The sequence below is a fragment of the Thalassotalea insulae genome (genome assembly GCF_030161395.1).
GTDB lineage: Bacteria > Pseudomonadota > Gammaproteobacteria > Enterobacterales > Alteromonadaceae > Thalassotalea_E > Thalassotalea_E insulae.
This window is the reverse complement of sequence record NZ_BSST01000001.1, coordinates 669,891-696,685: the sequence shown is the minus strand read 5'-3', so window position 1 is coordinate 696,685 and position 26,795 is coordinate 669,891. Positions and strand designations below refer to the sequence as shown.

Here is a 26,795-nt window from a genome sequence, read left to right as displayed (position 1 = left end):
GGGTGTCATTGTACACCCTCTGTTTAAATAGCAGACTTATCGTAGTGATTTTTAACGAATAACTAGCTGAAAATAATCAGTTAAAAATTTTTAGTTGTTGAAACTTGAACTTTTAATTTTTGCCCATATCAAAAAAATTGACTCGTTATGTACTTTGTTTTTGGGAATGTTCCCAGTAAATATGGAGACTTTAACAATGTATTTTTCGACCCATTCAACCGTCATCCGTACGGTAGAAATAGCTGATCAGTTAGCACTAACAACTAAAACGACAATTTTCCAGTAACTTTCGGAGACTATCATGCTGAACGTGAGTCAATTAACTCGCAGTTATGGTAATTTTATTGCCGTTAATAATGTGAGTTTCTCAATTAAAAAAGGTGAAATCATCGGTTTGCTCGGCCACAATGGCGCGGGTAAAACGACGATAATGAAGATTATCAGTGGCTATTTAGAAGCTGATAAAGGGGAGGTGTCATTAGATGGTATTTCACTTAATGATAATCCTAAATTATTACAACAACACTTAGGTTATTTACCTGAAAATCTGCCGGTTTACCCTGAAATGACGGTTGCAGAGTACTTAGATTATGCCGCTGACTTAAAGGGCTTAAAAGCGGATAAAAAAGTGGCTGAAATTAAACGTGTCATTAAAGCAACGGATTTATCAAGCAAGTTATTAGCACCGATACAAACACTTTCTCGTGGTTATAAACAGCGAGTTGGCGTGGCCCAAGCGATTTTAGCAAACCCTAAATTGCTGATACTTGATGAGCCAACCAATGGCTTAGATCCTGAACAAACTCAGCATATGCGACAGTTAATTAAAGAAATAGCTCAAGATGCTACGGTCATTTTGTCAACTCATATCATGCAGGAAGTCAATGCATTGTGTGACCGGGCTCTTATTCTTAAAGCCGGACAACTAGTGCTTGACGAAAAATTGGATGCGCTGCAACACAGTCAGCAGCTTATTGTGGAAACTGATTGTCAGGACTTGGCAATTATTAAGCAAATCTCTGGTGTCAAAGCGCTCGAGCGAATCAGTGAACACCAACTGATGGTTGAAATCTCTAAGCCGGAATTTTCACGGACAATTTGCACTGAACTAAGTAAAGCCATAGTGAACTCTGATGCTAATCTATTTGCCTTGTACCGGAAAAAACGTGATTTAGAAACGGTATTTAATCAAATCAATAACGAACAATACTCAAGTATAGAAAATTCATCGCATGAACAGGGGAAGGGGGTGTCTAATGCTGCCTGAGCAATCTGCTAAATTTAATTGTTTTCGCATTGCGCAAAAAGAACTGGCCTTGTTTTTTTCATCGCCTATTGCTTATTTGTTTATTGGTGCGTTTGTTGCGGTAACGCTGTTTATCTTTTTCTGGGGAGAAGCATTCTTTTCGCGCAATATTACCGATGTTCGGCCTATGTTTGAATGGATGCCGGTGCTACTTATTTTCTTATGTTCAACATTAACCATGCGGTTATGGAGTGAAGAACGACGCAGTGGCACCATTGAATACGTCCACACCTTAGCCGTACCACTATGGCATTTTGTTGTTGGTAAGTTCTTAAGTTGTCTGGTGCTTTTAGGTCTTGCACTGCTTATTACTATTCCGTTGCCTATTACTGTCAGCTTGCTCGGTGAACTGGATTGGGGTCCAGTGATCTCTGGTTATCTCGCAGTGATGTTACTTGGAAGCGCTTATCTTGCTATCGGGCTTGCGGTTTCTGCCAGAAGTGACAACCAAATTGTAAGCTTAATTACTGCCTGTGTGATCAGCGGCTTATTTTATTTTATCGGCACTGCGGCAATTACTGACTTTTTCGGTCACCAAGGTGCGGAGTTTTTAAGGCAATTAGGTACGGGGTCGCGTTTTAACGATATTACACGGGGGGTGATTGATATTCGCGACTTGTATTATTACCTGTCACTGACGCTAGTGTTTTTAGCACTTAATACGTACTATTTGGAGCAGGAGCGTTGGGTTAGCCATGATAAAACAGCGCATCATATACACTGGCAGTTGCTAACGGCTTTACTTGTGGTTAATTTGCTGAGCGCTAATTTATGGTTAAGCCAGTTACCACAACTGCGTTGGGATACTACAGCAGGTAAGCAATATTCCATTTCTCAAGCGACCAAGCACTATTTGACCCAGTTGCAAGAACCATTGTTGATCCGTGGTTACTTTAGTGAAAAAACACACCCACTGCTGGCGCCATTAGTGCCACAAATAAAAGATTTACTCGAAGAATATCAAGTCATTGCAGATGGCAGGGTGAGAGTTGAATTTGTAGATCCTCAGCAGCAACCGGAACTTGAGCAAGAAGCCAATACGGCATTTGGTATTAAGCCGATGCCATTTCAAGTTGCCGATCGTTATCAAGCGTCTATTGTCAGCTCATATTTTAATGTCTTAGTGCAGTATGGCGATGAACATGAAGTGCTTGGTTTTAGAGATTTAATTGAAGTTAATGCGCGGGCAGAGTCGGATGTGGAAGTGCTATTGCGTAATCCTGAGCATGATATTACCCGGGCAATTAAAAATGTTTTACAGAACTATCAAAGTGCCGGAAATTTGTTTGATACCGTCAAACAGGGATTAACATTTACCGGTTATATTTCTGCAAACGATAAACTGCCTGAGCAATTGGTCATATTTAAACAAACAATCACTGAGCAGCTTGATAAAGTACAGGAAAAATCAGGCAATAAATTAGCGATAAATTTTGTTGAGCCGGAAGAAAATGGCGGAAAAGTGGCACAGCAAATTGCAGATGACTATGGTTTTCAGCCAATGGCAACCAGCGTCTTTTCAGATCAAGCTTTCTATTTTTACCTCACTCTTACAGGGGGGGAACAAGTTGTCCAGATCCCTCTGGATGATTTTAGTCAAGCCAGCTTTGAACGTAATTTGGATGCGGCAATTAAACGTTTTGCCACCGGCTTTACTAAAAATGTAGCCTTAGTGACGCCATCGGCGGCACCTTACGGGTATGGCGCAGCAAGTGCCAGTTTCAGCCAGTTAGAGCGTATGCTAGGTGCAGAGCTTAACGTGTTAAAAGAAGATTTATCTGACGGCTCAGTTTCCGGTCAAGCAGACATCCTGATGTTAATGGCACCAAAGTCGCTTGATGAAAAACAGCTGTTTGCCGTTGATCAGTTTTTGATGAAAGGGGGCACGGTCATTGCCGCGACTTCACCTTATAGTGTTAATTTCACTGGCAGAAGCTTGTCGATGTCGCCGGTTGACAGTGGACTCTCAAATTGGTTGTCACATCATGGTTTGACGATAGAAAATAGTTTAGTGATGGATGCGAGCAATGCAGCTTTTCCTATTCCAGTGACGCGTAATGTTGGTGGTTTTCAACTGCAAGAAATGCGGATGTTAGACTATCCGTATTTTGCAGATGTTCGGCAAGGGTTGAATAAAGACAATTTAATCACCTCTGAATTACCCCAGTTAACCATGGCGTGGTCGTCACCTATTACTCTTGATGATAATAAAGCGAACGTCAGTTATACGCCGTTGATTTCAAGTTCGGCCGGCGCCTGGACATCGACGTCGTTAGATATTATGCCGACGGTGAATCAGCTAGGTGAAACTAGCTATAACGCGCAAGGTGATACTGGGAAGCAACTGATGGGGGTGATAGCACAAGGGCAGTTCTCCTCGTATTTTGCTGATAAAGAATCCCCGTTGTTAGCGGCTAAAACTGAGCAAGCCACAGGCACAAAAACTGTTACTGATAACGAAAGTGATAGCGCTGAGACATCAGAGTCGACTCAATTGGATGTCAGCAGTGTCATTAAGCATGCGCCTGATAGTGCTCGTATTATTTTGTTTAGCTCAAATGATTTTGTACAAGATCAAGTATTGCAACTAACCGGTGGCGTCTCGCAAACCGACTACTTAAATAGTCTGCAGCTGTTAGTGAATACCGTAGATTGGTCATTAGAAGATCGTGCGCTAATGAGTATACGTTCTCGCGGCAATTTCAATCGTACTTTGCCACCGATGGAGCATAATGAACAACTGATTTGGGAATACGGCAATTATATTTTAGCGTTTGCTATGTTAGCTGTAATTGCGCTGTGGGATCGTCAGCGTAGAAAACGTAAACAACGTCAATATTTAGCTTGGTTAGCGCAATAGGAGGAATAAGATGAATAAGCATATCACCCTATTATCGGCTTTGTTTTTATTACAGCTGGTGGTCACGGGCCTATTGTTTTCTGCCGATAGTGCCATGGAAAACACTAACGTATCTCAAGCCCTTGTTAGCATGAAACAAGATGAATTGAATAAAGTACAAATCATAGCGGAAAACACTGAACTAACCTTGATTAAACGTAATGACCGTTGGCGGCTAGAAGGTTATCCAAAATTACCCTTAGCAGAGAGTAAAGTCGCTGCGGTAACGGATAAGCTTATCCGCAGCCAGGTGACTTGGCCGGTGACGAATACTCAAAGCAGTCATGAACGCTTCAAAGTGGCGAATGATAGCTTTGAAAAGCACATCATATATACCGACAGTAGCGGTGAACGCCAAGCACTACTGTTAGGAAAATCGCCGAGTTTTAAACAGCTTTATGTGCGAAATAGTGAACAAGATGAAGTGTTTTCAATCGAGTTTAGTGCTTATCAGTTAAGCACTGAAATTGATGACTGGTTAGATAAGACTTTACTGTCGGTTGATGGTATCAGTCAAATTAGTCATGCAGCGATTAGTTTAGCTAAGCGTGATGAAAAATGGCAGTTGGTACCACCATCAACTCTGGGTGAACAGCAGACACTGGATAGCGAAAATATTCAGGAATTAGTCAATCAACTAACCAGTTTGTCGGTGTCAGGGCTTGCGAATAATACACCTAAGCCAGTGGATAAGCTGATTGTTCATGATGATCAAGGGCAGGAATATATTTATTCCTTTGCATCAAATGAGGATAGTTACTTTGTTAAGCGAGAAGACATTAATCAATGGTTCACTTTATCTAAGCGGAAGTTTGACAAGTTAGCTAATTTATCGTTAGACAAGTTTATTTCTAAAGTAGGTATTCAAGAGGAGAACTCAGAAGAAAAAGTGTCAGAGTAAGCGAAAATTAAGATAGGTGGGGCTTATTTTAGCCCCGCTTAATCTGATCACTTAATAGGTTATAACTAATTGAACTTGTTTTATATTGCTTAAATGAGGATATATGATGATTTCAGCCAATAAAGCATTTATTAAAGTATTTATCGTATTACTGACGGTTATTGTCGGGATCTGTATTTCGGCCTTTGTTACTGTAAAACAAAGTCAAGCCAGTGAGAGGGGAAGTAAACAACAGGCTATCGTACAAGCAGAGCATGATACTGTTATCAAATCTCGTTTGGCACGAAATCTACAATACGGTGTGAATATGCTGACTCCGGGAAATAAGCAGTTTAATCCACGTTTTCTAAAAAAGGTGTTAACTAAAGCAAAACATCGGAGTCAATAAGTCAAACGTAGAAACAGGGCTATTTTTATTGATTGACTATCACCAGTAAAGGGATGATGCTCGATAGTTGTACGCGTAGAATATTTTACCTCAACAGCCTTGAATCGCGTTAGAGCTGCCATAAATACACTCAATAAACGCAATTACATATTGTTGAAAACAAATAGTTATTTATTAAAGTGGCTTGTGCGTTAAATTACTCGTTGAGTAAAGTAACTGGAGCTAGTTAATTGAGGTATCCGTATGGACAATAGGTTAAATTTGTTAAAGCTACTCAGGCTGTTGATCTGGTTAATTGTTGGCTTATACCTGATCAGTATTTTACTTCCAGTTGCAGAAAAATATTTCATTTATCAATCGGCTAAGCCGAGAATTGTTTCAGCAAGAGGAGATTTAGCAGCCACAGAGAAAGCGACAATTGATATTTTCAATCATGCTAGCCCATCCGTCGTTTTTATCTCAACCAATAAAATTGTTCGCAGCTTTTGGACCCGAGATGTACGTAAGGTACCCAAAGGTAGCGGGTCAGGTTTTATTTGGGATGAGTTTGGTCATGTAGTGACAAACTATCATGTGATTGAAGGAGCATCTGAGGCCAATATTCGATTAAATGATGGGAGAACGTATCAGGCGAGTTTAGTCGGAGTGAGCCCTACTCACGATTTGGCCGTATTAAAAATAAATGTTGCATTTGATCTACCACCGGCTGTGGCAATTGGCACCAGCGATGACTTGCAAGTAGGGCAGTCTGTGTTTGCTATCGGCAACCCGTTTGGCCTGGACCATACCTTAACTAGCGGTATTGTCTCGGCGCTTAATCGGTCATTATCTGCCGACTCAGATCTGAGTATTAATAATCTTATTCAAACGGATGCTGCTATTAATCCGGGGAATTCAGGTGGACCACTGTTAGATAGTGCAGGACGTTTAATTGGCATTAATACCGCTATTTATAGCCCTTCGGGGGCTTATGCCGGCATCGGCTTTGCGGTACCCGTTGATACCGTTAATCGAGTGGTTCCTCAGCTGATTGCACAAGGTAAATATATTCGTCCATCACTAGGCATTTCAGTCGATAGTGACATCAATACACAAATTACCCAACAGTTGGGGATTGAAGGTGTGGTGATATTAGATGTGAACCCTCACTCATCTGCCGACAAAGCATCGCTGCGCGGCGCGAAAGTGTCACGGTATGGCATTACGATTGGAGATGTCATTCAGTCAATCAATAATGAAAAAATCACTCATGTTAAGTCACTTTATACGGTGTTAGATAGTTATAGCGTTGGCGATACTGTATCCGTTGGCGTATTAAGAGATAATCAACGCTTAACCGTAACCGTTATCTTAGAATAGCTGGTAAACAACATAAGTTATTTTTTAATTAAAATTGAATAATTGTTGTCACACATCCTTTATCCCTTATGTCTAATGTAATGTACGTTGGAATAACCTGACGTACCTTACATATAGTATAAGGAAGAAAAGCGATGCAAAAGTATGGTGCATTCATTCTTCTTACATCCAGTTTACTAAGTACGTTAGTAACAGCGAGCGAAGAGGAAAAGTTAATGAATAATGACAATACAGAAGTTTTAACAACTATTATGACAATGACTTCGGCGTTTAATAATAAAAACATAGACGGTGTGCTATCGAATTATGAAGATGGAGCATCTGTTATGTTTGAAGCCGGGGAAAAAATTTCCGATGCTGCGGTACTTCGTGAAATGTTTGAAGGTGCATTTCAGGTAAATCCCCAATTTGAATATCCTAATGGTCATGAAGTATATATTGCGAATAATGTAGCGTTGCATCTGGCTCCCTGGAGAATGGTTGGTCAAGCACCTGACGGCACTACTTTTGAACAGAGTGGTTTATCGGTCGCAGTACTTCGTAAGCAAGAAAATGGCAAGTGGTTGTTGCTCATCGATAACCCACACGGTCAATCATTAATGGAAAATAATTAAATTCCTGAATTTTTGGATTATGTCGCACTGATTGTTATGGTGCGACGTTAAGGACTCGTATGGAAATTGAAAAATTAGTCGCTCAAGCAACACGTGGCGATAAAAAGGCATTAGAGCGGATAACTGAAGCCATTCAAAATAACGTTTACTCGTTAGCTTTGAGAATGTTAGTCAACCCGGAAGATGCTAAAGATGCGACACAAGAAATATTAATTAAGATAATTACCAATTTATCGTCATTTCGATTTAAAAGTCAGTTCACTACTTGGGTGTATAGCGTGGCCGCTAACTACCTTATTTCAGAAAAGAAGCTGTTAAGTAAAGAGCTCGGGTTAACTTTTGATAGATTTAAAGAGGATTTGGAAAACGGATTACATGAACCAACGTTATTACAGGATGATCCCAGTTATCAGACGTTGCTAAATGAATTGCGTATATCTTGTACCATGGCAATGTTACTGTGTTTAAAGCCCGATCATCGGATGGCTTATATTCTTGGCGATATATATGAAATGGAGCACATTGAAGCGAGTGAAATATTACAAATATCGAAAGACAATTTTCGTCAACAGCTTTCGCGTGCAAGAGCGAAAGTGATCGGATTTACTTCGAAAAACTGTGGCTTGGTGAACAGTTGTGCAAAATGCAGTTGTGAAAGAAAAATAACCGATGTGCATAATAAGCAGTGTATTACAGTTAACAATATATATTTTACCTCAGACAAACAATATTCATATAAAGATGTAAAGGCCTCTTTATTGCTGACTCAGCAAAGCTTAAAAAGTTTGGCGTTACAACAATCAATAAATCACCACGAATGTCCCGTTGACCTTAGCGCGATGATAACCTCGCTGGTGACAGATGCGCTTAAATCGAACAAAGCATTGCAACATGTGTGTCAGTAAGTTTGGTTTAGGTCTATAGCATTTTATTTTTCTATCTACGGTTGGTATATGAATAATACAGCTTAATTGGAGTTATGGTTAGCGTAAATAAAGCTGCTGCCTAATAACGTGATAATAACTGAGGTGACGCATTGGCGTGCAATAGCTTCTTTTTGCTGTGTGGTTTGCCTGGTAAGGTTAAATACGGCATGCTAGCGTTTTGATTTTATTATTATTCTAATAACTACAAAAATGATTAAGGGTTTAATATGTGGTCGGAAAAGTCTAATCAGGGATACGCTTTTATCATCTTACGCTTCATTGTCGCGATCATTATTGCCAGTCATGGTTGGCATCGATTGCTTAGCGGCGGCTATGAACCTTTTGGTCAATGGCTAACCGGTCGGGGCTTTCCTTTTGGCCTCGCGCTGGCATGGGGAGTGACGTTAGTTGAGGTGCTTGGTTCGCCAATATTAGCTTGGGGTAAAAAATTACCTTATTTATGCAATATGTATATTGGGATATATTTCACGGGGTTAGTGCTGGTGCATTGGCAGCACGGCTGGTTTGTTGTTGGTTCTGGGAGTAATGGTATTGAATATAGCGTGCTGCTGATTGCCGCGCTTATTTGCATTGGCTATCCGCAAATAGGTAAACCAGCAAATCAGTTGAATTCCTAACGTTACTGATTGAGTTTGAGTCACAGGACTTTGCTGAGTTCGTGCGACCAAAAGCGCGTAGTAAGCATTTTTGTTTAGGTACGGTAAGCGCTGAATTAAGCCTGCGTTTACAACCATTTGTTGAATGGTCATTGTATGCGCCGCAGACATTATGGTCATTACGGCGAAACAAATTACTTCAATTGCTTTGCTATTTAGGCTATCAGGATATTCTAACGATGGCTGGCACGCATAAAGTAGGGCAGACACTTTATCCTTTATTTAATCAATCTGCTGCGAAAGAGCTATCGATAACAGATATTTGTCAGCAACTGGCAATGAGTGAATCAAGTTTACGACGAAAGTTAGCGGCAGAAGCAAGTTCAGTGCAAGATATTAAAGATCAAGTGCGGTTAGGGCATGGTTTGCATTTACTGCAAACAACTGAACATGCTGTTAGTTATATTGCTGAACAATGCGGTTATCAGTCACAATCACGGTTTGCCAGTCGTTTTAAAACGCGTTTTGGCCTAACACCATTGGCATTGAAAAAACTAAACTGGCGGTTTAGGGCGAAATAATGACAGATTAAGGGCTATCACTTAGCCGTTAATTCGTTATCATAGTTATTATTCTCAGTTAAATTAATAAGGAATTTTTATGCTCAAGCAATTGTCACTCGCTTCTCTTATTTCATTATCATTGGCAGGCTCAGCATTGGCTGATTCTTTTCAACTCAGTAGTCAGGATATTGCTCAAGGGAAATTTATGGCCAAAGCGCAGGAATTTAATGGCTTTGGTTGCACCGGGGATGATTTATCGCCTCAGTTGAAATGGAGCGGCGCACCTGAGGGGACGAAAAGCTTTGCTGTTACGGCATATGATCCTGATGCGCCAACGGGCAGTGGCTGGTGGCACTGGCAAATTATTAATATTCCAGTTGATGTCACCGAACTTGCCGCAGGTGCAGGCAAAGGGGATAATACCTTGGCACCAAAAGGCAGTATGCAAATGCGCAATGATTATGGCAGCAATGCCTTTGGCGGGGCTTGTCCACCGCAAGGTCATGGTGTACATCATTATCGCTTTACGGTTTATGCGTTAAAAGTAGAGCAGTTGGAACTGCCAGTAGATGCGTCGGCGGCTCTTACTGGCTATATGCTTAATGCCAATGCACTTGCCACTAGCACTATTGAAGCGTTGTATCAAAGAGATTAATTAGAAAATTGATTAGGCTAACCAGACTGTGGTTAGCCTATGAATAATGCTTTAAGCCTAAAATCTTAAGGGCTATTTTTTTATTCTGTTGTTAATAAAATCTTTGATTTGCTGAACTTCTGTTTGGCATGCTTTATCACAATGCCCTTTGGCTTTTTCTTGATAATCATCAATCACTAGATTGATATTAGTGAGTAAATGGGCAACTGCTAAATTGCTGTTGACTGGTGGGCTGCTTGTGGTGCAGGCTGTTAGCAGTCATCCTGTTATTAATAATATAGTCTTACGTTTAAATTCCATTTCATCTACCTCTGTCTTGTTTGTTATTAAAATAACTCTAATTTATTATAAGATGTTGCTTTTAAATGAACTAATCGGTTGGATAAGCAGATCCACAGAGCGCTTAACGATGCCTAACAACCCGTGGTAAAATTCAAACGATAGTTCTAACCGTTGGCTATAATGAAGTGATGGTGATTTTTTAGCATAGGCTATCCCTAATCATTATATTTTTATCGTTGAATTCTATGATCGATTTAACAGCTGAATAGTCAATTGACAATAAAAAAGCCCAAGCATTGCTTGGGCTTTTTTTGATAACGTGACTTTATTACCATTTCTTTTTCGGTTGAAATAGTAAATCCAAGTCATCCTCTTCCGCTTTTGCTTTTTTCGCGGCGTCTTTGGCATTGGAGCTTTTCAGCGCAGTCGTGATTTCTTCTAATTGATTTTCAACTTCTTCTTGCTTACGAGTGGTGTACTCGGTTTGTAAGGGGTGTTCAACTAAGGTTTGTAATGCTTTTTCAAAATATTGTCGCGCAGAACCCAGCATTTCTTTATTGTATGCCTGCATGCCTCTTTTAAATAAACTTTCTACACTAATACGCAGTTGCATAACATCGAACTTTTGATCTTCATGCATAAACGTTTGTGCATCTAAGGCGCCTTTTGCTTGCTCTGATTTTAGCATGAGTCTTAGCTTTTTGATGGTTTGTAAAATAACCACCAGTTGCTGTTCATTATCCGGTAAAATGAATTTTTCATCGCTACCTGTGGCTGAAGCTGCTAAGTCTTCCGACGCTGATAATCTTGCTTCCATTTCCTGAATACGATTTTTAATACCTTTAACTTCAGGCATAATTTGACTCATTGCTTTACATGCACTCAAACTTCGGCGGTTAAGAATTTCAACAACTTTAGGGTTTGATGGCAGATGAGTCAGGTTTAAAATAAGTTCTTCAGTTTCATCGATAATAGCTTTTTGCTTGGCAGCTTTTGCACGTCTTTCTTGCTCTTGTTTTTCTTTATGCTGTTGAATGGCATTGACAACAACAACAACAACTATCAAAGCTACTACTAAGCCTATTATTATACCCATACTAATACTCATACCAAAGACGCAATTAATTTCTGTCTATCAGTCTACAAAAAATGTGCTGCTTAGCATAGAGTTAACTACTGCTTTTACATCAAATGTTTTATTTGGTGAAAATTAATTAGATTTTAATCAGATTGTTTGATATTTACGCTTAAATATGGTTTTATGTTGTAAATTTCCTACATTTTTTGTTTTGTAAGCGTTTTTCTGAAAATTCTCTTTCAAAAGCTATAAATTTCTATGGAATAAATCTTTATTTAAGTATATATTTTTTGCATAAGCCACACTGACGAATCATTATGAAGCTGCAACAACTACGTTACATTGTCGAAGTACAAAACAATAATTTGAATGTTTCTGCTACGGCAGAAAGCTTATTTACTTCCCAACCGGGTATTAGCAAACAGGTACGTATGCTAGAAGATGAATTAGGGATTCAAATTTTTGGTCGTAGTGGTAAGCACCTCACTCATGTTACCTCCGCGGGTAAAGAAGTGATCAATATAGCCACTGAAATTCTCTCTAAAGTCGAAGCGATTAAAGCGGTGGCTCGTGAGCATACTCAGCCTGATGAGGGCAAGCTGCGAATTGCTACGACTCATACTCAGGCTCGTTATGCCTTGCCTGATGTCATTCAGGGCTTTATGAAAAAGTATTCGAAAGTGTCTTTGCATATGTATCAGGGAACACCGGCACAAATTAGCGATGCGGCAACTAAAGGGGATGCAGACTTTGCTATCGCAACGGAATCTTTTCATTTATACAATGATTTGATCATGTTGCCATGCTATCACTGGAATCGCAGTATTATTGTCAGATCTGATCATCCTTTGGCGAATAAAACTAATATTACCATTGAGGACATTGCGAAATATTCATTAGTGACATATGTTTTTGGTTTTACTGGTCGCTCAGAATTAGATGATGCATTTAATAAGGCTGGGGTTGAACCTAAAATTGCCTTTACTGCCACAGATGCAGATGTTATTAAAACTTACGTTCGTATGGGGGTAGGGATTGGCGTGATTGCAACTATGGCGATGGATCCTAAACTAGACAGTGATTTAGTCACTATTGATGCCAGTCATTTATTTAGGGCCAGTACTACTAAGATTGGTTTTAGACGTGGTACGTTTTTACGGGGTTATATGTTTGACTTTATTGAACGCTTTGCCCCACATTTAAATCGTGATCTAGTCACTCGTGCGGTGTTATTGAAAAATAATGCGGAAGTCGAAGAAATGTTTGCTGATATTGAGTTACCGATCAAATAACTCAGTGGTAAATCTGTAAAAAAGCCGTTACTGCTAGCAGTAACGGCTTTTTTAATTAGCTAACGTATCTAGATTAACACTCGATAATATTAACGGCTAAACCACCACGGGAAGTTTCTTTATATTTAGTTTTCATATCATTGCCGGTTTCCCACATGGTTTTAATCACTTTATCCAGTGATACCTTGTTAGTGCCGCTACCTCTTAGCGCTAATCGAGAAGCATTAATGGCCTTTACCGCTCCCATGGCGTTACGCTCGATGCAAGGCACTTGTACTAGACCACCAACCGGATCACAAGTGAGACCTAAGTTATGTTCCATACCAATTTCTGCGGCATTTTCTACTTGCTTAGGTGAACCGCCCATTATTTCCGTTAATGCTCCTGCTGCCATCGAACAAGCGACGCCTACTTCCGCCTGACAACCACCTTCTGCGCCTGAAATAGTTGCATTGGTTTTATAGAGTATGCCAATCGCAGCGGCGGTTAACAGGTAGCGAATACAGTCTTCGTCTTCCACTGGTTTGATAAACTTATCGTAATAACAAAGCACCGCTGGAATGATGCCGGCTGCACCGTTTGTTGGGGCGGTGACAACCCGGCTACCTGCGGCATTTTCTTCGTTAACAGATAAGGCAAAAAGATTGACCCAGTCCATGGCGCTTAATGGATCATTATTATTTTCTACTGATAAAGAGCGATAAAGCGCTGGTGCTCTTCGGTTAACCTTTAAACCTCCGGGAAGAATGCCTTCGGTTCGCATACCGCGCTTAACACTTGCATGCATGGCCTGCCAAATTTCTACTAGCCCTTGGTTAATTATTGCTTCATCGTTTAAGCATTTTTCATTGTCCATCATGATGGTGCTGATGCTTAAACCTTTTTCGGTTGCCAGACCGATTAATTCATCCGCGGAAGTAAACTTATGCGGACGATCAATATTAGCGTGTAATGACAACGCTTTGTTTTTTTCTTTTTCAAAGTCACAATCTTGAACGATAAATCCGCCGCCAATGGAATAATAGGTTTCTTCAAATATCACTTCACCTTTATGGTAGGCAAATAAAGTCATGGCGTTGGCATGAGCAGGCAGTGTTTTTCTGCGATGATATATGATGGCGTCTTTTTTTGGAAAGTTGATGATATGACCTGGTGTCAGCTCGATTTGTTCGCTGGAATTTACCTGGTTTAATATTTTATCTATGCTTTCTACCGCAATTTTTTCTGGTGTTTCACCGGATAAACCTAAGATCACTGCTTTACCGGTACCATGGCCAATACCCGTTTGGCCTAATGAGCCAAATAATTCTGTTTTTACACAATCTATCTGTGGCAGTAATTGTTGCTCAATTAAATGATCAACAAAAAGTTTGGCTGCTTTCATTGGGCCAACCGTATGAGAACTGGAAGGGCCAATTCCAATGGAGAACATATCAAATACACTGATCATGGATAAAACCTGAATTAATTATTGCATTATATGCAAATTGTAAAATTATCTTCGGTAATGATAACTGAAAGTTATCACAGTGATAAACAGTTTTCTTGCATATTATAGATGTAAAATGCTGTGAATGTGGTGTTATGGGGTAATTAGCTGGATTAAGTCTTTGAGGATAGCGGCAGTTGCGCCCCAGATGTTGTAATGCTGGTAAGGCATAAAGTGCACTTGATGATTGCCACTTTGATGTTGAACATCAATACTAAAGTGACCGTTAGCATTGAGAAAATGCCGTAATGGTACCTGAAAGACTTCCGCCACTTCATTGTTATCTATTTGATAATCAACCGCTTGCTCTAATATTGCTACCACAGGTGTGATACTAAAACCGCTAATGGTTTGATAAGGATGGAGTTGACCAATAACCGACACTTTATCTGGGCTTAAGCCTATTTCTTCTTGTGCTTCTCTTAGCGCGGTATCAATAAAGCTGTTATCGCTTTGCTCGACCTTACCGCCGGGAAAGCAAATTTGCCCGCTGTGATGTTTGAGGTGATTGGCTCTTTTGGTCAGTAATACTTGTAACAACCCGTCTTGCTCGATTAATACTATTAGTACCGCGGATTGTCGTAAATGTTTGGGTTGAGCGAGTAATAGCTTTTGCTGGTCATTGACTAACAAAGGACTTAGCTGAAATTTATGTAAAAACTCATCTTTTGTCATTTATCTCGACTCATTAAGCTCTGCCAGTATGGGTAAAATCTTATTGACCTTATCCAGACTCTCTTGATATTCCGCATCAACATTTGAATCTGCGACTATACCGCCGCCAGCCCAGCAGTGAATGCGTTGATTTTCACATACCAGAGTGCGTATGGTAATACTGGTATCCATATTGCCACAGGCGGAAAGGTAACCGATAGAACCACAATAAATGCTGCGACGATGAGGTTCAAGCTCATCAATAATTTCCATTGCTCTTATTTTGGGAGCTCCTGTGATCGAACCACCGGGAAAAGCGCCTCGCAGCAAATCACAAGCAGTAAAATTATCAGCTAACTTTCCTTCAACCGTACTGACTAAATGATGGACTGCGGGAAAACTTTCAATATCAAATAATTTCGGGACTTTTACTGAGCCAGGTAAACATACTTTACTGATATCGTTACGTAATAAGTCAACGATCATCAGATTCTCAGCTTTATCTTTGCTTGAATGACTGAGAATATTGGCATTTTCCCGATCCTGAGCCGGATCTGAACTTCTGACCATAGTGCCTTTAATTGGCTTACTTTGGACCGTATTTTTCGATAACGATAGAAAGCGCTCTGGAGATATACTTAAAATTGCTTGCTCAGGTAAGTGAATAAAGGCAGAGAACGGCGCCTGATTTTTCTCTCTTAGTGTTAAGTATGCCTGATACTCATCTCCTTTATAATGACTGCTAAAACGCTGGGTTAAATTGATTTGATAACAATCACCTGAGCGTAAATACGCCTGAATTTGTTCAAACTTTTTCTGGTAGCTGGCTTTGGTTAAGTTAGCTTGCCAAGGTGAAGTTAATTGAAACTGCGCGTCACTCATTACTTTCTGTGTCAGTGTTTTAATAAGAATGTCTTCTATTGCTGTGCGCTGATGTTCAGGGCAAACCAGAAAATATCGCTGATGGTGGTTATCAAAAATAAGCGCGTGATGATAAATCGCCATTGCCATTTCCGGCATATCTATATCACGTTTAGCATTAACAGGCAGTTGCTCAAATCGTCTGCCTAAATCATAACTAAAATATCCAACAGCGCCAGTGTTAAAAGGCAGCTCAGTGTCAGCGATTTCTATATCAGCAAAACTTTGTGCCTGGGTTTGTTGCAATAAAGCTAGAGGATCTTGGTTACTTGTTAGGGTGTTAACCAGTTTTTTATGCTCGTCATAATAATGTATTTCTGTGGTTTCCCCTTGCGTGGTTAGGGTGATTCTAGGCTGCCACACGATAATGTCATAACGGCTGTCGATATGTTGACTTTGACAAGAGTCTAGCCACATAGACCAGGGCTGAGCAGCCAAGTGAGCAAACAACTTACTTGGAGAAATAGTTTGACTAAAGTTTAAGGGAGCAGCCTTAATTATTACGTTAGAATGTTGCAGCAAGTTTGTTACCTAATCGTTGTACGGAGTTAGCTTTATAGTGGCGAGCCGTTGTTAAGCAGGGTATCATATCGGCAAAAATATAACTTTCAACATTTTCGCGTAAACGGTGGTAAATGTTATTAGCTACAACTAAAAAAGTGAAGGGCAATCATGGCTATCATTAAACAGCAAGACTTAATCGACAGTATTGCAGATGCATTGCAATATATTTCTTACTATCATCCACTGGACTTTATTCAGGCGCTGGAAAAAGCGTATCACAAGGAAGAAAGTCAGGCAGCGAAAGATGCTATCGCACAAATTTTGATTAACTCTCGGATGTCGGCGCATGGTAAACGTCCTATTTGTCAGGATACCGGCATTGTCACTTGTTTCGTTAAAGTGGGAATGGACGTGAAATGGGACAAAACCGATATGACAGTACAGCAAATGGTGGATGAAGGTACTCGTCGCGCTTATATGAATCCGGATAACCCGTTACGTGCATCTATTGTTGAAGACCCAACAGGCGCACGTAAAAACACTAAAGACAATACCCCGGCTGTTGTTCACCTTGATATGGTTGCCGGCAATGAAGTGGAAGTGATGATTGCCGCAAAAGGTGGCGGTAGTGAAAACAAAACCAAGATGGTGATGCTTAATCCTAGTGATTCGATTGCTGATTGGGTAGTGAAAACCCTACCAACGATGGGAGCGGGCTGGTGTCCTCCAGGTATGTTGGGTATCGGTGTAGGCGGTACTGCTGAAAAAGCCGCGGTATTGGCCAAAGAAAGTTTAATGGATCCTGTTGATATTCAGGAATTATTAGATCGCGGCCCACAAAATGCGGAAGAAGAGTTACGCTTAGAAATTTATGAGCGTGTCAATAAATTAGGTATAGGTGCCCAAGGTTTAGGTGGCTTAACCACAGTTGTTGATGTGAAAATTAATTCTGCGCCAACTCACGCTGCATCTAAGCCTGTGGTGATGATCCCTAATTGTGCCGCTACCCGTCATGTGCACTTTCATTTAGATGGCTCAGGTCCGGCAGATTTAACACCACCTAAGTTAGAAGAGTGGCCAGAAATTACCTGGGAAGTGGGTGAGAATGTTCGTCGGGTTAATGTTGACGGTTTAACTAAGGCAGATATTGCCGAGTGGAAAACCGGTGAAACGGTATTGTTGTCGGGTAAAATTTTAACGGGTCGTGATGCCGCTCATAAGAAAATCCAGGAGTTGTTGGCGTCAGGCCAGGGCTTACCTGAGGGCGTTGATTTTACTAATAAGTTTATTTATTACGTAGGTCCGGTGGATGCGATTAACGATGAAGCGGTTGGTCCTGCTGGCCCAACAACGGCGACTCGTATGGATAAATTTACTGAAATGATGTTATCGGATACCGGTTTACTGGGCACTATTGGTAAAGCCGAACGTGGTCCGGCAACGGTTGAAAGTATTAAAAACCATCAGTCCGTTTATTTAATGGCCGTTGGTGGTGCTGCTTATCTAGTGTCTAAGGCTATAAAAAAATCTCGAGTTGTTGCATTTGAAGAGCTTGGTATGGAAGCAATTTACGAGTTTGAAGTGGAAGATATGCCAGTCACGGTAGCGGTTGACAGCTCTGGTGAATCAGCTCATGTCACAGGTCCTGCAATTTGGCAGGCTAAAATCGAAGAATTAGACAGTCAATTATCAAAATAATTTTTCTGTACTAGTTATTGATTACGATGAAAAAACGCCTTAATGAGGCGTTTTTTTATTGCTTGCTGATTAGAAATTAATCATTTGTTTTTCTCATAATTAGCGATTCATGACTACACTTTAATTAGGTCATGTTGAACCTTGCGGTATAAATTTTATTCCATTTAAAAGTTCGACTTGCCTAAAGGAGCGCGCAACAGGTTGCGCTGATCAATAATAAAAGGGTGTGGTAATATGGAGACTAAGCTAAGAACAGTGACCATCATTTACTATAATGATATTTCCTTAGAATTGATGCATGAAGTGAAATGTTGTCGGCAAAATGAAAATGGCCGGGTGGTTATTCCTGAAGAGTATAAAGTGGGCAAGTCTATTATTGCGGTTTGCAATGGTGAAGTTGAAATATTGAACAAAATCGGTGATCGAGTACAAATGGATGATGCGGCAGAAAACTAAGTGCTGGCTAACTGGATCATTATTAAGATAAAAACATTAACCTGATTAAAAAAATATGCTCTAATAACTGGTAATAAATACAGTGTTTGTTGGAGTGTCTCCTTGAAATCTTTGATTGAATCCCTGCTTGTTTCTTTTGATTTATCTCCATTAGAGTTAGTGCTGTGCATAACTATGCTGCTCACTATTTTGCTATCTATTGGTTTTGGTATCTTGTTTTTTCAGTTAAAGCGAATCAATAACAACACTAATGCTGGTGATAATCACGCGCTTCAGTTAATCAATAAACTTGAACTGATGCAGGCGCTGTTAAGTAAAGAGCATCAGCAGCTACAACACAGTATTACGCAAAATCATCAGCAAAGTTCGCTCGCTGCTAATGAGTTAAAGCATGGTATCGATCAGCAGTTAGCCGACAGTAAAATAAAGTTACTACGTCAGCAAAGTGAATTGGCGGAAAAGCAGTTAACGGTGCAACATCAACACCAGCAGCAGTTTAATCAGACTCAATCAAAAGCGGTTGATCAGTTGGTTGAGCATTTAAATAAAGCCAGTGCGATGAATCGTGATGAACAGCGAAAATCCTTGCAAGCGTCGAGTGAACAAATTGCCGAGAAAATGAAAGAGCTAACAGCTGCCACTGACAATAAACTCAAAGAAATCAGTGAGCAGGTTGAAAAGCGTTTAGCGGATGGCTTTGATAAAACTACTAAAACCTTTAATGATATTTTAAAACGTTTAGCGTTAATTGATGATGCGCAAAAGAAGATCACAGAGTTATCAACCAATGTCGTCAGCTTGCAGGAGGTCTTGGCAGATAAGCGTTCGCGTGGTGCATTTGGCGAAGTACAGTTAAATTCACTGATCCGCAACGTCTTACCTGAGCAGCATTTTTCGTTGCAACATACCTTATCAAACGGAAAAATCGCCGACTGTGTGCTGTTTTTACCTGAGCCAACTGGTACCGTGGTGATAGATGCTAAATTTCCTTTAGAAAGTTATCGTAAAATGACGGATATCAATGTGGTGGAACTCGAACGTAAAGCGGCCGAGCGTCAATTTAAGGCAGATATTAAAAAACATATTAAAGATATCAGTGAAAAATACTTAATCGAGAAAGAAACCGCAGATGGTGCGATTATGTTTTTACCAGCAGAAGCGATATTTGCTGAAATACATGGTCATTACCCTGAGTTAGTGGAGTTTGCCAATAAGCAAAGAGTGTGGCTAACATCACCGACAACCTTGATGGCTATTTTGACAACGGCACGCGCAGTGATTAAAGATGAAGCAACCCGTGAACAAGTCCATATTATTCAAGCGCATTTAGCTGAGTTATCTGCTGATTTTGGCCGCTTTCGTACTCGCTTTAATAATCTGGCAAAACATATCGACCAAGCGGCTGGTGATGTTAAGCAAATTCATACGTCGGCAGATAAAATTGCTACCCGTTTCAGTAAAATAGAGCAGGTGGAATTACATAAAGCCGAGGTTGAAGAAATAGAAAATGCAAGTTTGAGTGTTACTAAGTAATGCCATAGCACTCTTTAATTGGCATTAGCACTTAGTACCCGGTTTCTGCCTTGGTCTTTTGCCTGGTATAGCGCTTTATCAGCCTGGTTAAGCAGGGTATCTAAATTATCGTTGTCCTTAGTTAAGCTAGCAACTCCGATGCTGACAGTACAATTAATTTGAGTATCTTCATCAATTAATATTGGATAGTTTGCGATCAGTTGGCAAAGTTTTTCAGCTAATAGAATTGCCTCTAAATTATTGGTATCAACTAGGGATAAGACAAATTCTTCTCCACCCAAACGAGCAAATAAATCTTGCTGGCGGATATAGTCTTTGATCAGCGAGCAAACTTGTTTTAAACAAGCATCGCCGGAAAAGTGCCCGTAGTTGTCATTAATTTGTTTAAATAAATCAAAATCTATGATCAGCACAGAAAATGAGCGTTGCTGTAATTTAGCCTGAGCCAGAGCTTGTTCGGTTTGTTGAAAAAAATAACGGCGATTTGCGATCCCTGTCAGAGCATCAGTGGTCGCCTGTGTTCTTAGTTGCTGTTCATTGTTTTCGATTTGTTTGACAAATAAGGTCAGCACTATGACTACTTCTATCATATTCACTAAAACAACAGATTGATAAATTAAATGGTTCATCTGTTCACTTAATTGCAGCAGCGGTGTGTTATTAGGGGTATTTTCGCAATATAAGTACAGCAGGCTAGCGAGCACGCTTAGGGCGATTTTTTCTGTTTTATCTTCAAGGTTGAATAACAAAAACGCGCCGGTTGGGACGAGAAAATAATAAAGGTGGAAGCCGGATAGATTACTGACATACAAATTAGTACAAATAGCGATATGCACCATTAACAGTATAAAAAGCCACGTTTTAGCGAGTTTGGCCTGGTGTTTAGCATTAAGATATAACGGCACCAGATATAAAAGGGTAAAGCCAAGATTAATCATGGCTACGGTAGTATGCTGTAGAACTAACAAATAATTGAGGGTATAAATCCCAGAGATCACTGTGGTTATCAGTGCAACAATATTGGTTAATTTTATTTTGTTTGCCTGAACAAAAGGAACATTGTTACAACCAAGCTGGGTGAGATCACTAATATTTATTACTCATTCTTATTACCAGTTCAGGCTCAATTATAGATGGTAAAACACTTTATCGATAGCTAAGATAGTAAGGTTTTAAGCCATATAGCAAATAAATGAGGGGTATCATTTGCTACAAAAATTAGAAGGGTTAAAAACCACCTTATGGACCGGTTTAGCGGTTTCGCTTACTTTTGCATTCGCGTTTTATTTACAAAATAAATGGCAAGTTAAACTCGCACTAATCGAACAAGTACTTTATGGCATTTTAGCGGTAGGCATTTTATTTTCTGCCCAATTTAGTCGTACTCGTATAACCTTATTACTAATAGCGCTCAGTCTATTCTATCTGGTTAAACAAGGAGTAATAGCTGGTAACAGCTGGCTTAATGCAAATCAACAATGGTTGTTTGTTGCGGTAATATTTGCTTTGGCCTATCTCATTTTAATTAAAGATCGCGGATTATTATCGATCCACGGTGTTATGCGTTTAATCGGTTTAACGTTATGTCTGGGCTTGGCTAAAGGCTGGCTATACGCCGTAGATTGGCTGGTACAATATAATCAGCAGCAACCGTTTATTGCTTTTGATATCGGCGCTATGGTGGTGTTATTGCCACTTTATGCGGTGGCGTTATTTATTTTATATCAGAGTTTACGTAAGCCAGCACTGTTTGCATCATCGGTATTAACTAGCTTAGTTATTACGAATTTATTTTATCAGCAGCAACTCACTATGCCGTTGTCAGTGTTGCTGAGCTTAATCGCTATCCAATATATTCTGGTGGTAGTGATTGATTCTTATTATCTCGCGTATCGCGATGAGTTGACTAGTTTGCCATCGCGCAGAGCGCTCAATCAATATGCGTTATCCTTAGGGCGAAAATATTGCGTTGCCATGATAGATATCGATCACTTTAAGAAATTTAATGATACTTATGGTCATGATATTGGCGATCAGGTATTAAAGCTGGTAGCGTCGAAATTAGCAACAATTCGCGCTGGCGGTCGGGTGTTTCGCTATGGCGGTGAAGAATTTACCGCGATATTTCCACGTAAAACTGCGCAAGACGTGATAGCAGAGCTTGAACGTTTACGACAGGATATAGCTGATTATAAAATTGTCATACGTCAGCCACTGCGTAAAACTAAAAAAGCAAGGCAGGGTAAGACATCGAACGAATTGAAGACCGTCAGTGTGACTATTTCAATCGGGGTATCGACCCGCAGTGTTAAAGAAAGCTTTGAACAAACAGTCAAACAAGCGGATTTAGCCCTGTATCGTGCTAAGAAAAAAGGACGGAATAACGTCAGTGATTAATCCACATGAGATGTGATGATGTCGGCTTTTAAATACACGGTTTAACAACGAAGGAAAGTTATGAAAAATGTTAAAAACTGCATTATGTGCTTTTGTGAAATTGATGAGCGTGCCAAAAAATGCCCGCAATGTCGTTCATTACAGGCCAAATTTTCAAATTTAGAAAATAACCCTATTTTAATTACCTTACTTAGTTTTCTTATTCTTGGAATATTTGGCTTTATTTTTTACGAAAATTTTTATTTACGTGATTTAAAAGACCAAGCGGCCGACAATTTAGTGGCTAAGGTAGACAGTATTTCGATTAAGCTCGAAGGTGATACTCAATATGTTGCCTGTTTAGGCGAGGTAAAGAATGTCAGTGGTTACCAATTTAAAGGCATTCAATACCAAGTTGAATTTTTTGATGACAACAATCAACTAATCGACTCTTTTGCCGTATCAGACGATGATATCGTGTTAAAACCAGATTCAAACACTACATTTAGAGTACGTGGTGTCGCTCATCAACAGCTTTCTGCATATACAGTTTGTCAAGTAACAATATCAGAGGCATGGGGAAACTAATGTGGCTGATAAAAAGTACTGTCGGAATGAATTGAAAACCGTCAGGGAACTATTTCAATCGGTGCTGCTACTCATGTACTCATGGCGTAAAAGAAAGCTTTGAACAAACGGTTAAGCAGGCTGATTTAGTTTTGTGTCGTGGAAGAAAAAAGCCGTAATAATGTTAGTGATTAATATTTTAATAATTCTTATAAAGAGTAAACATTAGATAGGAGTTTATTAATTGGCAGGAAGCAATATAAAGAAAACACCTCGGTTATTATTAAATTCGTGTTAAGACTTACTTTGTAAACTTAAGTGGGAATACAAACAACTGGAAAAAGATTGGTCTAATGCTTATATAGCCTTTAATTTTGCTATTACTGCTCATCATTTATATGTTGAATGGATTAATTAAGTCGGGAATAGTGCATAAAGTTTGGCGTGATATAGCAAATACAAGTAAGCATTACCAGCTAGATGAAAAGCATAAAAAGACACAAGTTATCAATGAAGTATTTGCACCAATGACTTGTGATTGGCGTGCATATTTAATTTCAGGACCAGTCATTTATATTTTTATAGGTGAAGTGAGGGGAAGTATGCTTTATCACATCGCACTAATCTTACTTGGCCCTGTTTTGTATGTTCAGGGTAAAATTGTTCGGAAGAAAACACCGCTATTGCCTGAGCCTCAAGGAGAAAGAGGGGGAGAGTCAGGTAATGGCGATAAACTTTCTTTGTTGATTGTGGGAGACTCAGCTGCTGCTGGAGTTGGTGTTGACCACCAGCAAGATGCACTTTGTGGGCGTCTGCTTGATGCATTAGTGAGTAGTTGCTCCGTTTCCTGGCAATTATTGGCTAATTCCGGTGATTCATCGGCGCAATTATTGAGTAAACTAGCTAAGGTGCCGGCAATCCCTGTTGATGTTGTAGTTATTTCTATCGGGGTTAATGATGTGACCAAGCTGGTAAGTGCTCGTCTTTGGACGAAAAATTTAACTGTAATCGCTGAGCTGCTGCGAACTAAGTTTTCAGCAAAGCATATTTATTATTCCAGTGTGCCGCCGATGCATTTATTTCCGGCATTGCCACAACCGCTACGCTGGTGGTTAGGGCTTAGGGCGCGTCAGTTTAACCAGATAATGCGGGCGGTGGCATTAACAGAAATCGGGTGCACGTTCGTGCAAACCCCCGTAATTATAGATAAACGCTTTATTGCAGCTGATGGTTTTCATCCGGGGCAGCAAGCTTATAAAGTTTGGGCAGAGCATGTTGCACAAGTGATACAAAGTAAGGAAAGTGCTGGTTAGCATGACTTAAGCTTAAAGATAAAAGCTCAGGCAAATGATTTTACCTGAGCCTAAATGAATAAATGCTATTAGCTAGTTTAAAATGGCTACGTTAACAAAGACCACGGTTAACAATACCGGGCAAACAAAGCGTAAATAGTTGCCCCACATCACCAAATATTTTCTGCCGTGTTGTAATGACTTATCACGTAGTTTATTACCTCGGTGCCATAACCAACCGACAACAATAAAGTAAAATAAGCAGCTAAGTGGCTGTAAAATAGTGGTAAGTACTCGGATAAAGGCGCCAAAAAGCACGTCGAAAAAGGCAATTAAGAGCATAGAAAAGAATAATACTACTGCGGATACTAACCAAGTAGCTTTGCGCCTAGAGACGTTTTTATCTTCCACTAAATAGGCGACAGGTACTTCCGTTGAAGAAATAGTTGAAGTTAACGCAGCAATTGATAACAGTAAGAAAAAGCCTGTGGCAACGACTAACCCAATCGAACCCATTGAAGCAAATAACTCAGGTAAAATATGAAAAATTAATTGTCCTTCACCAACTAATTGATTGTCTTGAAATACCTGCTGTCCGGCATGCTGTGCAACAAATAGTGCTGGTATAATTAATAGCCCTGCTAAGAAGGCGATGCCGGTATCTAATGCGGTGATCGATAGCACTAGTTTGCCAAGATCCTTATCTTTTTGCATGTAAGAGCCATACACCATCATACCGCCAACCCCTATAGACAATGAGAAAAATGCTTGTCCCATGGCTGAAATGACTAACTCTGGATTCGTTATCTGAGTGAAATCTGGGATCAAATACACTTTCAGGCCTTCTATGGCTCCTGGTTGTTGTAAAATATAAATGATCAGACCAAACAACATCAGTAGTAAGATGGGCATTAAGCGGGTGGACCATTTTTCAATGCCTTTATTGACCCCTTGATGAATAATCGCGGCTCCTAATAGGATGAAAATAGGGGTGAAAATCAAATTTCTTTCGGTACTTGATGTTGCTAGCCAAGTTGATAAATCGGTTAAGCCGATTAATTGGCTAATCGCAGACAAAGCATGTGACAGCATCCAACCGGCAACTATGGTATAGAAACTCAACATCATTATCGCACCACATAAGCCAATAACGCCGCCATAACGTCCTAATCGTTCTGAGAAATTTTTGCATGCATCGCCAAGTGCTGATACCGGGTTTTTTTGTGCTTGGTTCCCTATGTAAACCTCGGCGTATAATGCAGGAAGTGCCAGTAATAAGGTCACAACTAAGTAGACAAATAAAAACGCGCCACCACCGTTATTTGCCGCGTTAGTTGGGAATCCCCAAATATTACCTAATCCTATGGCTGAGCCAGCGGCCGCTAAGACAAAGCCAATACGGGAGTGAAAAGAATCTCTGGTTTGAGTCATAAAACAATTATTTATATTTTTTATTTGTGCTCGAGCTTACCGAGTTACTGTTCGATAGTGAAGTGATTTTAGCGTTTTCGTTAATTTGACTTTTTATCGAACAGAGAAGAATGTAAAATTTTGCAGACATGGCTAAAGAGTAGCAATACGATTGACTGCCATAAGACAAATTCTTTCATTAAGTAATAAAGGTAGATTATGCTGCAGTTTCAAATTATTCCGGTAACACCATTCCAACAAAATTGTACTTTATTCTGGTGTGACGAAACCATGAAAGCTGCGGTAGTTGATCCAGGTGGCGATATCGAACTGATTATTAATGCCATTGAGCAGCAGGGAGTGACGTTAGAAAAAGTGTTACTCACCCATGCACATATAGATCATGCTGGTGCGACAAAAGCATTATCATCTCATTATCAGGTGCCGATTGAAGGACCCCATAAAGAAGATCAATTCTGGATAGACCTTATTCCTGAACAAAAACAGCGCTTTGGCTTTGCCCATGCCGAACATTTCACTACGGACCGCTGGTTAGTACAAGGAGATACTGTTACATTCGGTAATATTGAATTAGAAGTGTATTTCTGTCCGGGGCACACGCCAGGTCATGTGGTATTTTTCCATCGACAATCGAAATTAGCACAAGTTGGAGATGTGTTATTTCGTGGTTCTATCGGCCGTACTGACTTTCCGCGTGGCGATCACGCAACATTAATAAAATCGATTCGGGAAAACTTATTCCCACTTGGTAATGATGTTCGCTTTATTCCGGGTCATGGTCCTATGAGTACCTTTGGCGAAGAGCGACAAAGTAATCCGTTTGTAGGTGACATGGCCTAAAAGCGAATATTGTGGTGATATTTCACTATCGTATTTATCTATAAGGGAAAATTATAATCAAAATCAATAAATGAGCTGATTGTTTGTTCTTTTTATCTTAAATAGGACGTAAAATAGCGCCCTATTTTTTGCTCTTATTTTCATATTAGAGATA

The 26,795-nt window shown here is 40.0% G+C and carries 24 protein-coding genes; 18 read left to right on the top strand and 6 right to left on the bottom strand.

Features of this window, described 5'->3' with window-relative positions:
- Positions 1 to 301 precede the first annotated feature (301 nt).
- The 10 genes from QQK06_RS03290 to QQK06_RS03245 all read left to right on the top strand — a co-directional run bounded on the left by QQK06_RS03290 (position 302) and on the right by QQK06_RS03245 (position 10,228).
- A complete protein-coding gene (locus QQK06_RS03290) occupies positions 302 to 1,267 on the top strand; it encodes an ABC transporter ATP-binding protein (protein WP_284243175.1) in 966 nt (321 codons plus the stop codon).
- A complete protein-coding gene (locus QQK06_RS03285; RefSeq protein WP_284243174.1) occupies positions 1,257 to 4,166 on the top strand; it encodes a Gldg family protein in 2,910 nt (969 codons plus the stop codon). Before QQK06_RS03290 ends, QQK06_RS03285 begins: the two co-directional genes overlap by 11 nt.
- Before the next feature lie 10 nt (positions 4,167 to 4,176).
- Positions 4,177 to 5,106, top strand: a complete 930-nt coding sequence (locus tag QQK06_RS03280; RefSeq protein ID WP_284243173.1) for a DUF4340 domain-containing protein — start codon at positions 4,177 to 4,179, stop codon at positions 5,104 to 5,106.
- 103 nt (positions 5,107 to 5,209) lie between these two features.
- Entirely contained in the window at positions 5,210 to 5,494 is a 285-nt protein-coding gene (locus QQK06_RS03275) for a hypothetical protein (protein WP_284243172.1), read from the top strand.
- A 243-nt stretch (positions 5,495 to 5,737) separates the two neighbouring features.
- A complete protein-coding gene (locus tag QQK06_RS03270; protein ID WP_284243171.1) occupies positions 5,738 to 6,853 on the top strand; it encodes a S1C family serine protease in 1,116 nt (371 codons plus the stop codon).
- Positions 6,854 to 6,987: 134 nt separating this feature from the next.
- On the top strand, positions 6,988 to 7,467 hold the full coding sequence (locus QQK06_RS03265) for a YybH family protein (RefSeq protein WP_284243169.1): 480 nt from the start codon (positions 6,988 to 6,990) through the stop codon (positions 7,465 to 7,467).
- A 59-nt stretch (positions 7,468 to 7,526) separates the two neighbouring features.
- A complete protein-coding gene (locus QQK06_RS03260; RefSeq protein WP_284243168.1) occupies positions 7,527 to 8,372 on the top strand; it encodes an RNA polymerase sigma factor in 846 nt (281 codons plus the stop codon).
- Between the two features lie 248 nt (positions 8,373 to 8,620).
- Positions 8,621 to 9,031 (top strand): DoxX family protein, encoded by a 411-nt coding sequence (locus QQK06_RS03255; RefSeq protein ID WP_284243167.1) that lies wholly within the window; start codon positions 8,621 to 8,623, stop codon positions 9,029 to 9,031.
- Between the two features lie 41 nt (positions 9,032 to 9,072).
- Positions 9,073 to 9,591, top strand: coding sequence for a helix-turn-helix transcriptional regulator (locus QQK06_RS03250; protein WP_284243166.1), 519 nt, complete (start codon positions 9,073 to 9,075; stop codon positions 9,589 to 9,591).
- A gap of 79 nt (positions 9,592 to 9,670) precedes the next feature.
- On the top strand, positions 9,671 to 10,228 hold the full coding sequence (locus QQK06_RS03245; RefSeq protein WP_284243165.1) for a YbhB/YbcL family Raf kinase inhibitor-like protein: 558 nt from the start codon (positions 9,671 to 9,673) through the stop codon (positions 10,226 to 10,228).
- 610 nt (positions 10,229 to 10,838) lie between these two features.
- Here QQK06_RS03245 and QQK06_RS03240 read toward each other — a convergent pair.
- Positions 10,839 to 11,606: a hypothetical protein gene (locus QQK06_RS03240; protein ID WP_284243164.1), complete on the bottom strand. Its 768-nt coding sequence runs from the start codon at positions 11,604 to 11,606 to the stop codon at positions 10,839 to 10,841.
- A 299-nt stretch (positions 11,607 to 11,905) separates the two neighbouring features.
- Here QQK06_RS03240 and cysB point away from each other — a divergent pair, with 299 nt between their 5' ends.
- Positions 11,906 to 12,880, top strand: a complete 975-nt coding sequence (gene cysB, locus QQK06_RS03235; RefSeq protein ID WP_284243162.1) for an HTH-type transcriptional regulator CysB — start codon at positions 11,906 to 11,908, stop codon at positions 12,878 to 12,880.
- Between the two features lie 73 nt (positions 12,881 to 12,953).
- Here cysB and QQK06_RS03230 read toward each other — a convergent pair whose 3' ends face one another.
- From QQK06_RS03230 to pabB, 3 genes are all read right to left on the bottom strand, one after another.
- Positions 12,954 to 14,330 carry an L-serine ammonia-lyase gene (locus QQK06_RS03230; RefSeq protein WP_284243160.1) on the bottom strand — a complete coding sequence of 459 codons (1,377 nt, stop codon included), beginning with the start codon at positions 14,328 to 14,330 and terminating at the stop codon, positions 12,954 to 12,956.
- 132 nt (positions 14,331 to 14,462) lie between these two features.
- Positions 14,463 to 15,044 (bottom strand): CoA pyrophosphatase, encoded by a 582-nt coding sequence (locus tag QQK06_RS03225; RefSeq protein WP_284243158.1) that lies wholly within the window; start codon positions 15,042 to 15,044, stop codon positions 14,463 to 14,465.
- Positions 15,045 to 16,466: an aminodeoxychorismate synthase component I gene (gene pabB, locus QQK06_RS03220; RefSeq protein ID WP_431313630.1), complete on the bottom strand. Its 1,422-nt coding sequence runs from the start codon at positions 16,464 to 16,466 to the stop codon at positions 15,045 to 15,047.
- Between the two features lie 150 nt (positions 16,467 to 16,616).
- Between pabB and QQK06_RS03215 the strand changes: the two genes are divergently transcribed.
- The 3 genes from QQK06_RS03215 to QQK06_RS03205 all read left to right on the top strand — a co-directional run bounded on the left by QQK06_RS03215 (position 16,617) and on the right by QQK06_RS03205 (position 20,135).
- Positions 16,617 to 18,146 (top strand): fumarate hydratase, encoded by a 1,530-nt coding sequence (locus QQK06_RS03215; protein WP_284243157.1) that lies wholly within the window; start codon positions 16,617 to 16,619, stop codon positions 18,144 to 18,146.
- Positions 18,147 to 18,380: 234 nt separating this feature from the next.
- Entirely contained in the window at positions 18,381 to 18,602 is a 222-nt protein-coding gene (locus tag QQK06_RS03210) for a TIGR02922 family protein (protein ID WP_284243156.1), read from the top strand.
- A 102-nt stretch (positions 18,603 to 18,704) separates the two neighbouring features.
- Complete coding sequence (locus QQK06_RS03205; RefSeq protein ID WP_284243154.1) at positions 18,705 to 20,135, top strand: DNA recombination protein RmuC; 1,431 nt, start codon at positions 18,705 to 18,707, stop codon at positions 20,133 to 20,135.
- Between the two features lie 14 nt (positions 20,136 to 20,149).
- Here QQK06_RS03205 and QQK06_RS03200 read toward each other — a convergent pair whose 3' ends face one another.
- The gene (locus QQK06_RS03200) at positions 20,150 to 21,169 is read right to left on the bottom strand and encodes a GGDEF domain-containing protein (protein ID WP_348541179.1); all 1,020 of its coding nucleotides are present in this window, start codon (positions 21,167 to 21,169) and stop codon (positions 20,150 to 20,152) included.
- A gap of 172 nt (positions 21,170 to 21,341) precedes the next feature.
- Here QQK06_RS03200 and QQK06_RS03195 point away from each other — a divergent pair, with 172 nt between their 5' ends.
- From QQK06_RS03195 to QQK06_RS03185, 3 genes are all read left to right on the top strand, one after another.
- Positions 21,342 to 22,532, top strand: a complete 1,191-nt coding sequence (locus QQK06_RS03195) for a GGDEF domain-containing protein (RefSeq protein WP_284243151.1) — start codon at positions 21,342 to 21,344, stop codon at positions 22,530 to 22,532.
- A 60-nt stretch (positions 22,533 to 22,592) separates the two neighbouring features.
- On the top strand, positions 22,593 to 23,099 hold the full coding sequence (locus tag QQK06_RS03190) for a hypothetical protein (RefSeq protein WP_284243150.1): 507 nt from the start codon (positions 22,593 to 22,595) through the stop codon (positions 23,097 to 23,099).
- A gap of 407 nt (positions 23,100 to 23,506) precedes the next feature.
- Positions 23,507 to 24,391, top strand: a complete 885-nt coding sequence (locus QQK06_RS03185; protein WP_284243148.1) for an SGNH/GDSL hydrolase family protein — start codon at positions 23,507 to 23,509, stop codon at positions 24,389 to 24,391.
- 72 nt (positions 24,392 to 24,463) lie between these two features.
- Here the strand turns inward: QQK06_RS03185 and QQK06_RS03180 are convergent, their stop codons facing one another.
- Positions 24,464 to 25,801 (bottom strand): sodium-dependent transporter, encoded by a 1,338-nt coding sequence (locus QQK06_RS03180; protein ID WP_284243147.1) that lies wholly within the window; start codon positions 25,799 to 25,801, stop codon positions 24,464 to 24,466.
- Positions 25,802 to 26,002: 201 nt separating this feature from the next.
- Here QQK06_RS03180 and QQK06_RS03175 point away from each other — a divergent pair, with 201 nt between their 5' ends.
- On the top strand, positions 26,003 to 26,641 hold the full coding sequence (locus tag QQK06_RS03175; RefSeq protein WP_284246559.1) for an MBL fold metallo-hydrolase: 639 nt from the start codon (positions 26,003 to 26,005) through the stop codon (positions 26,639 to 26,641).
- Positions 26,642 to 26,795: the final 154 nt, after the last annotated feature.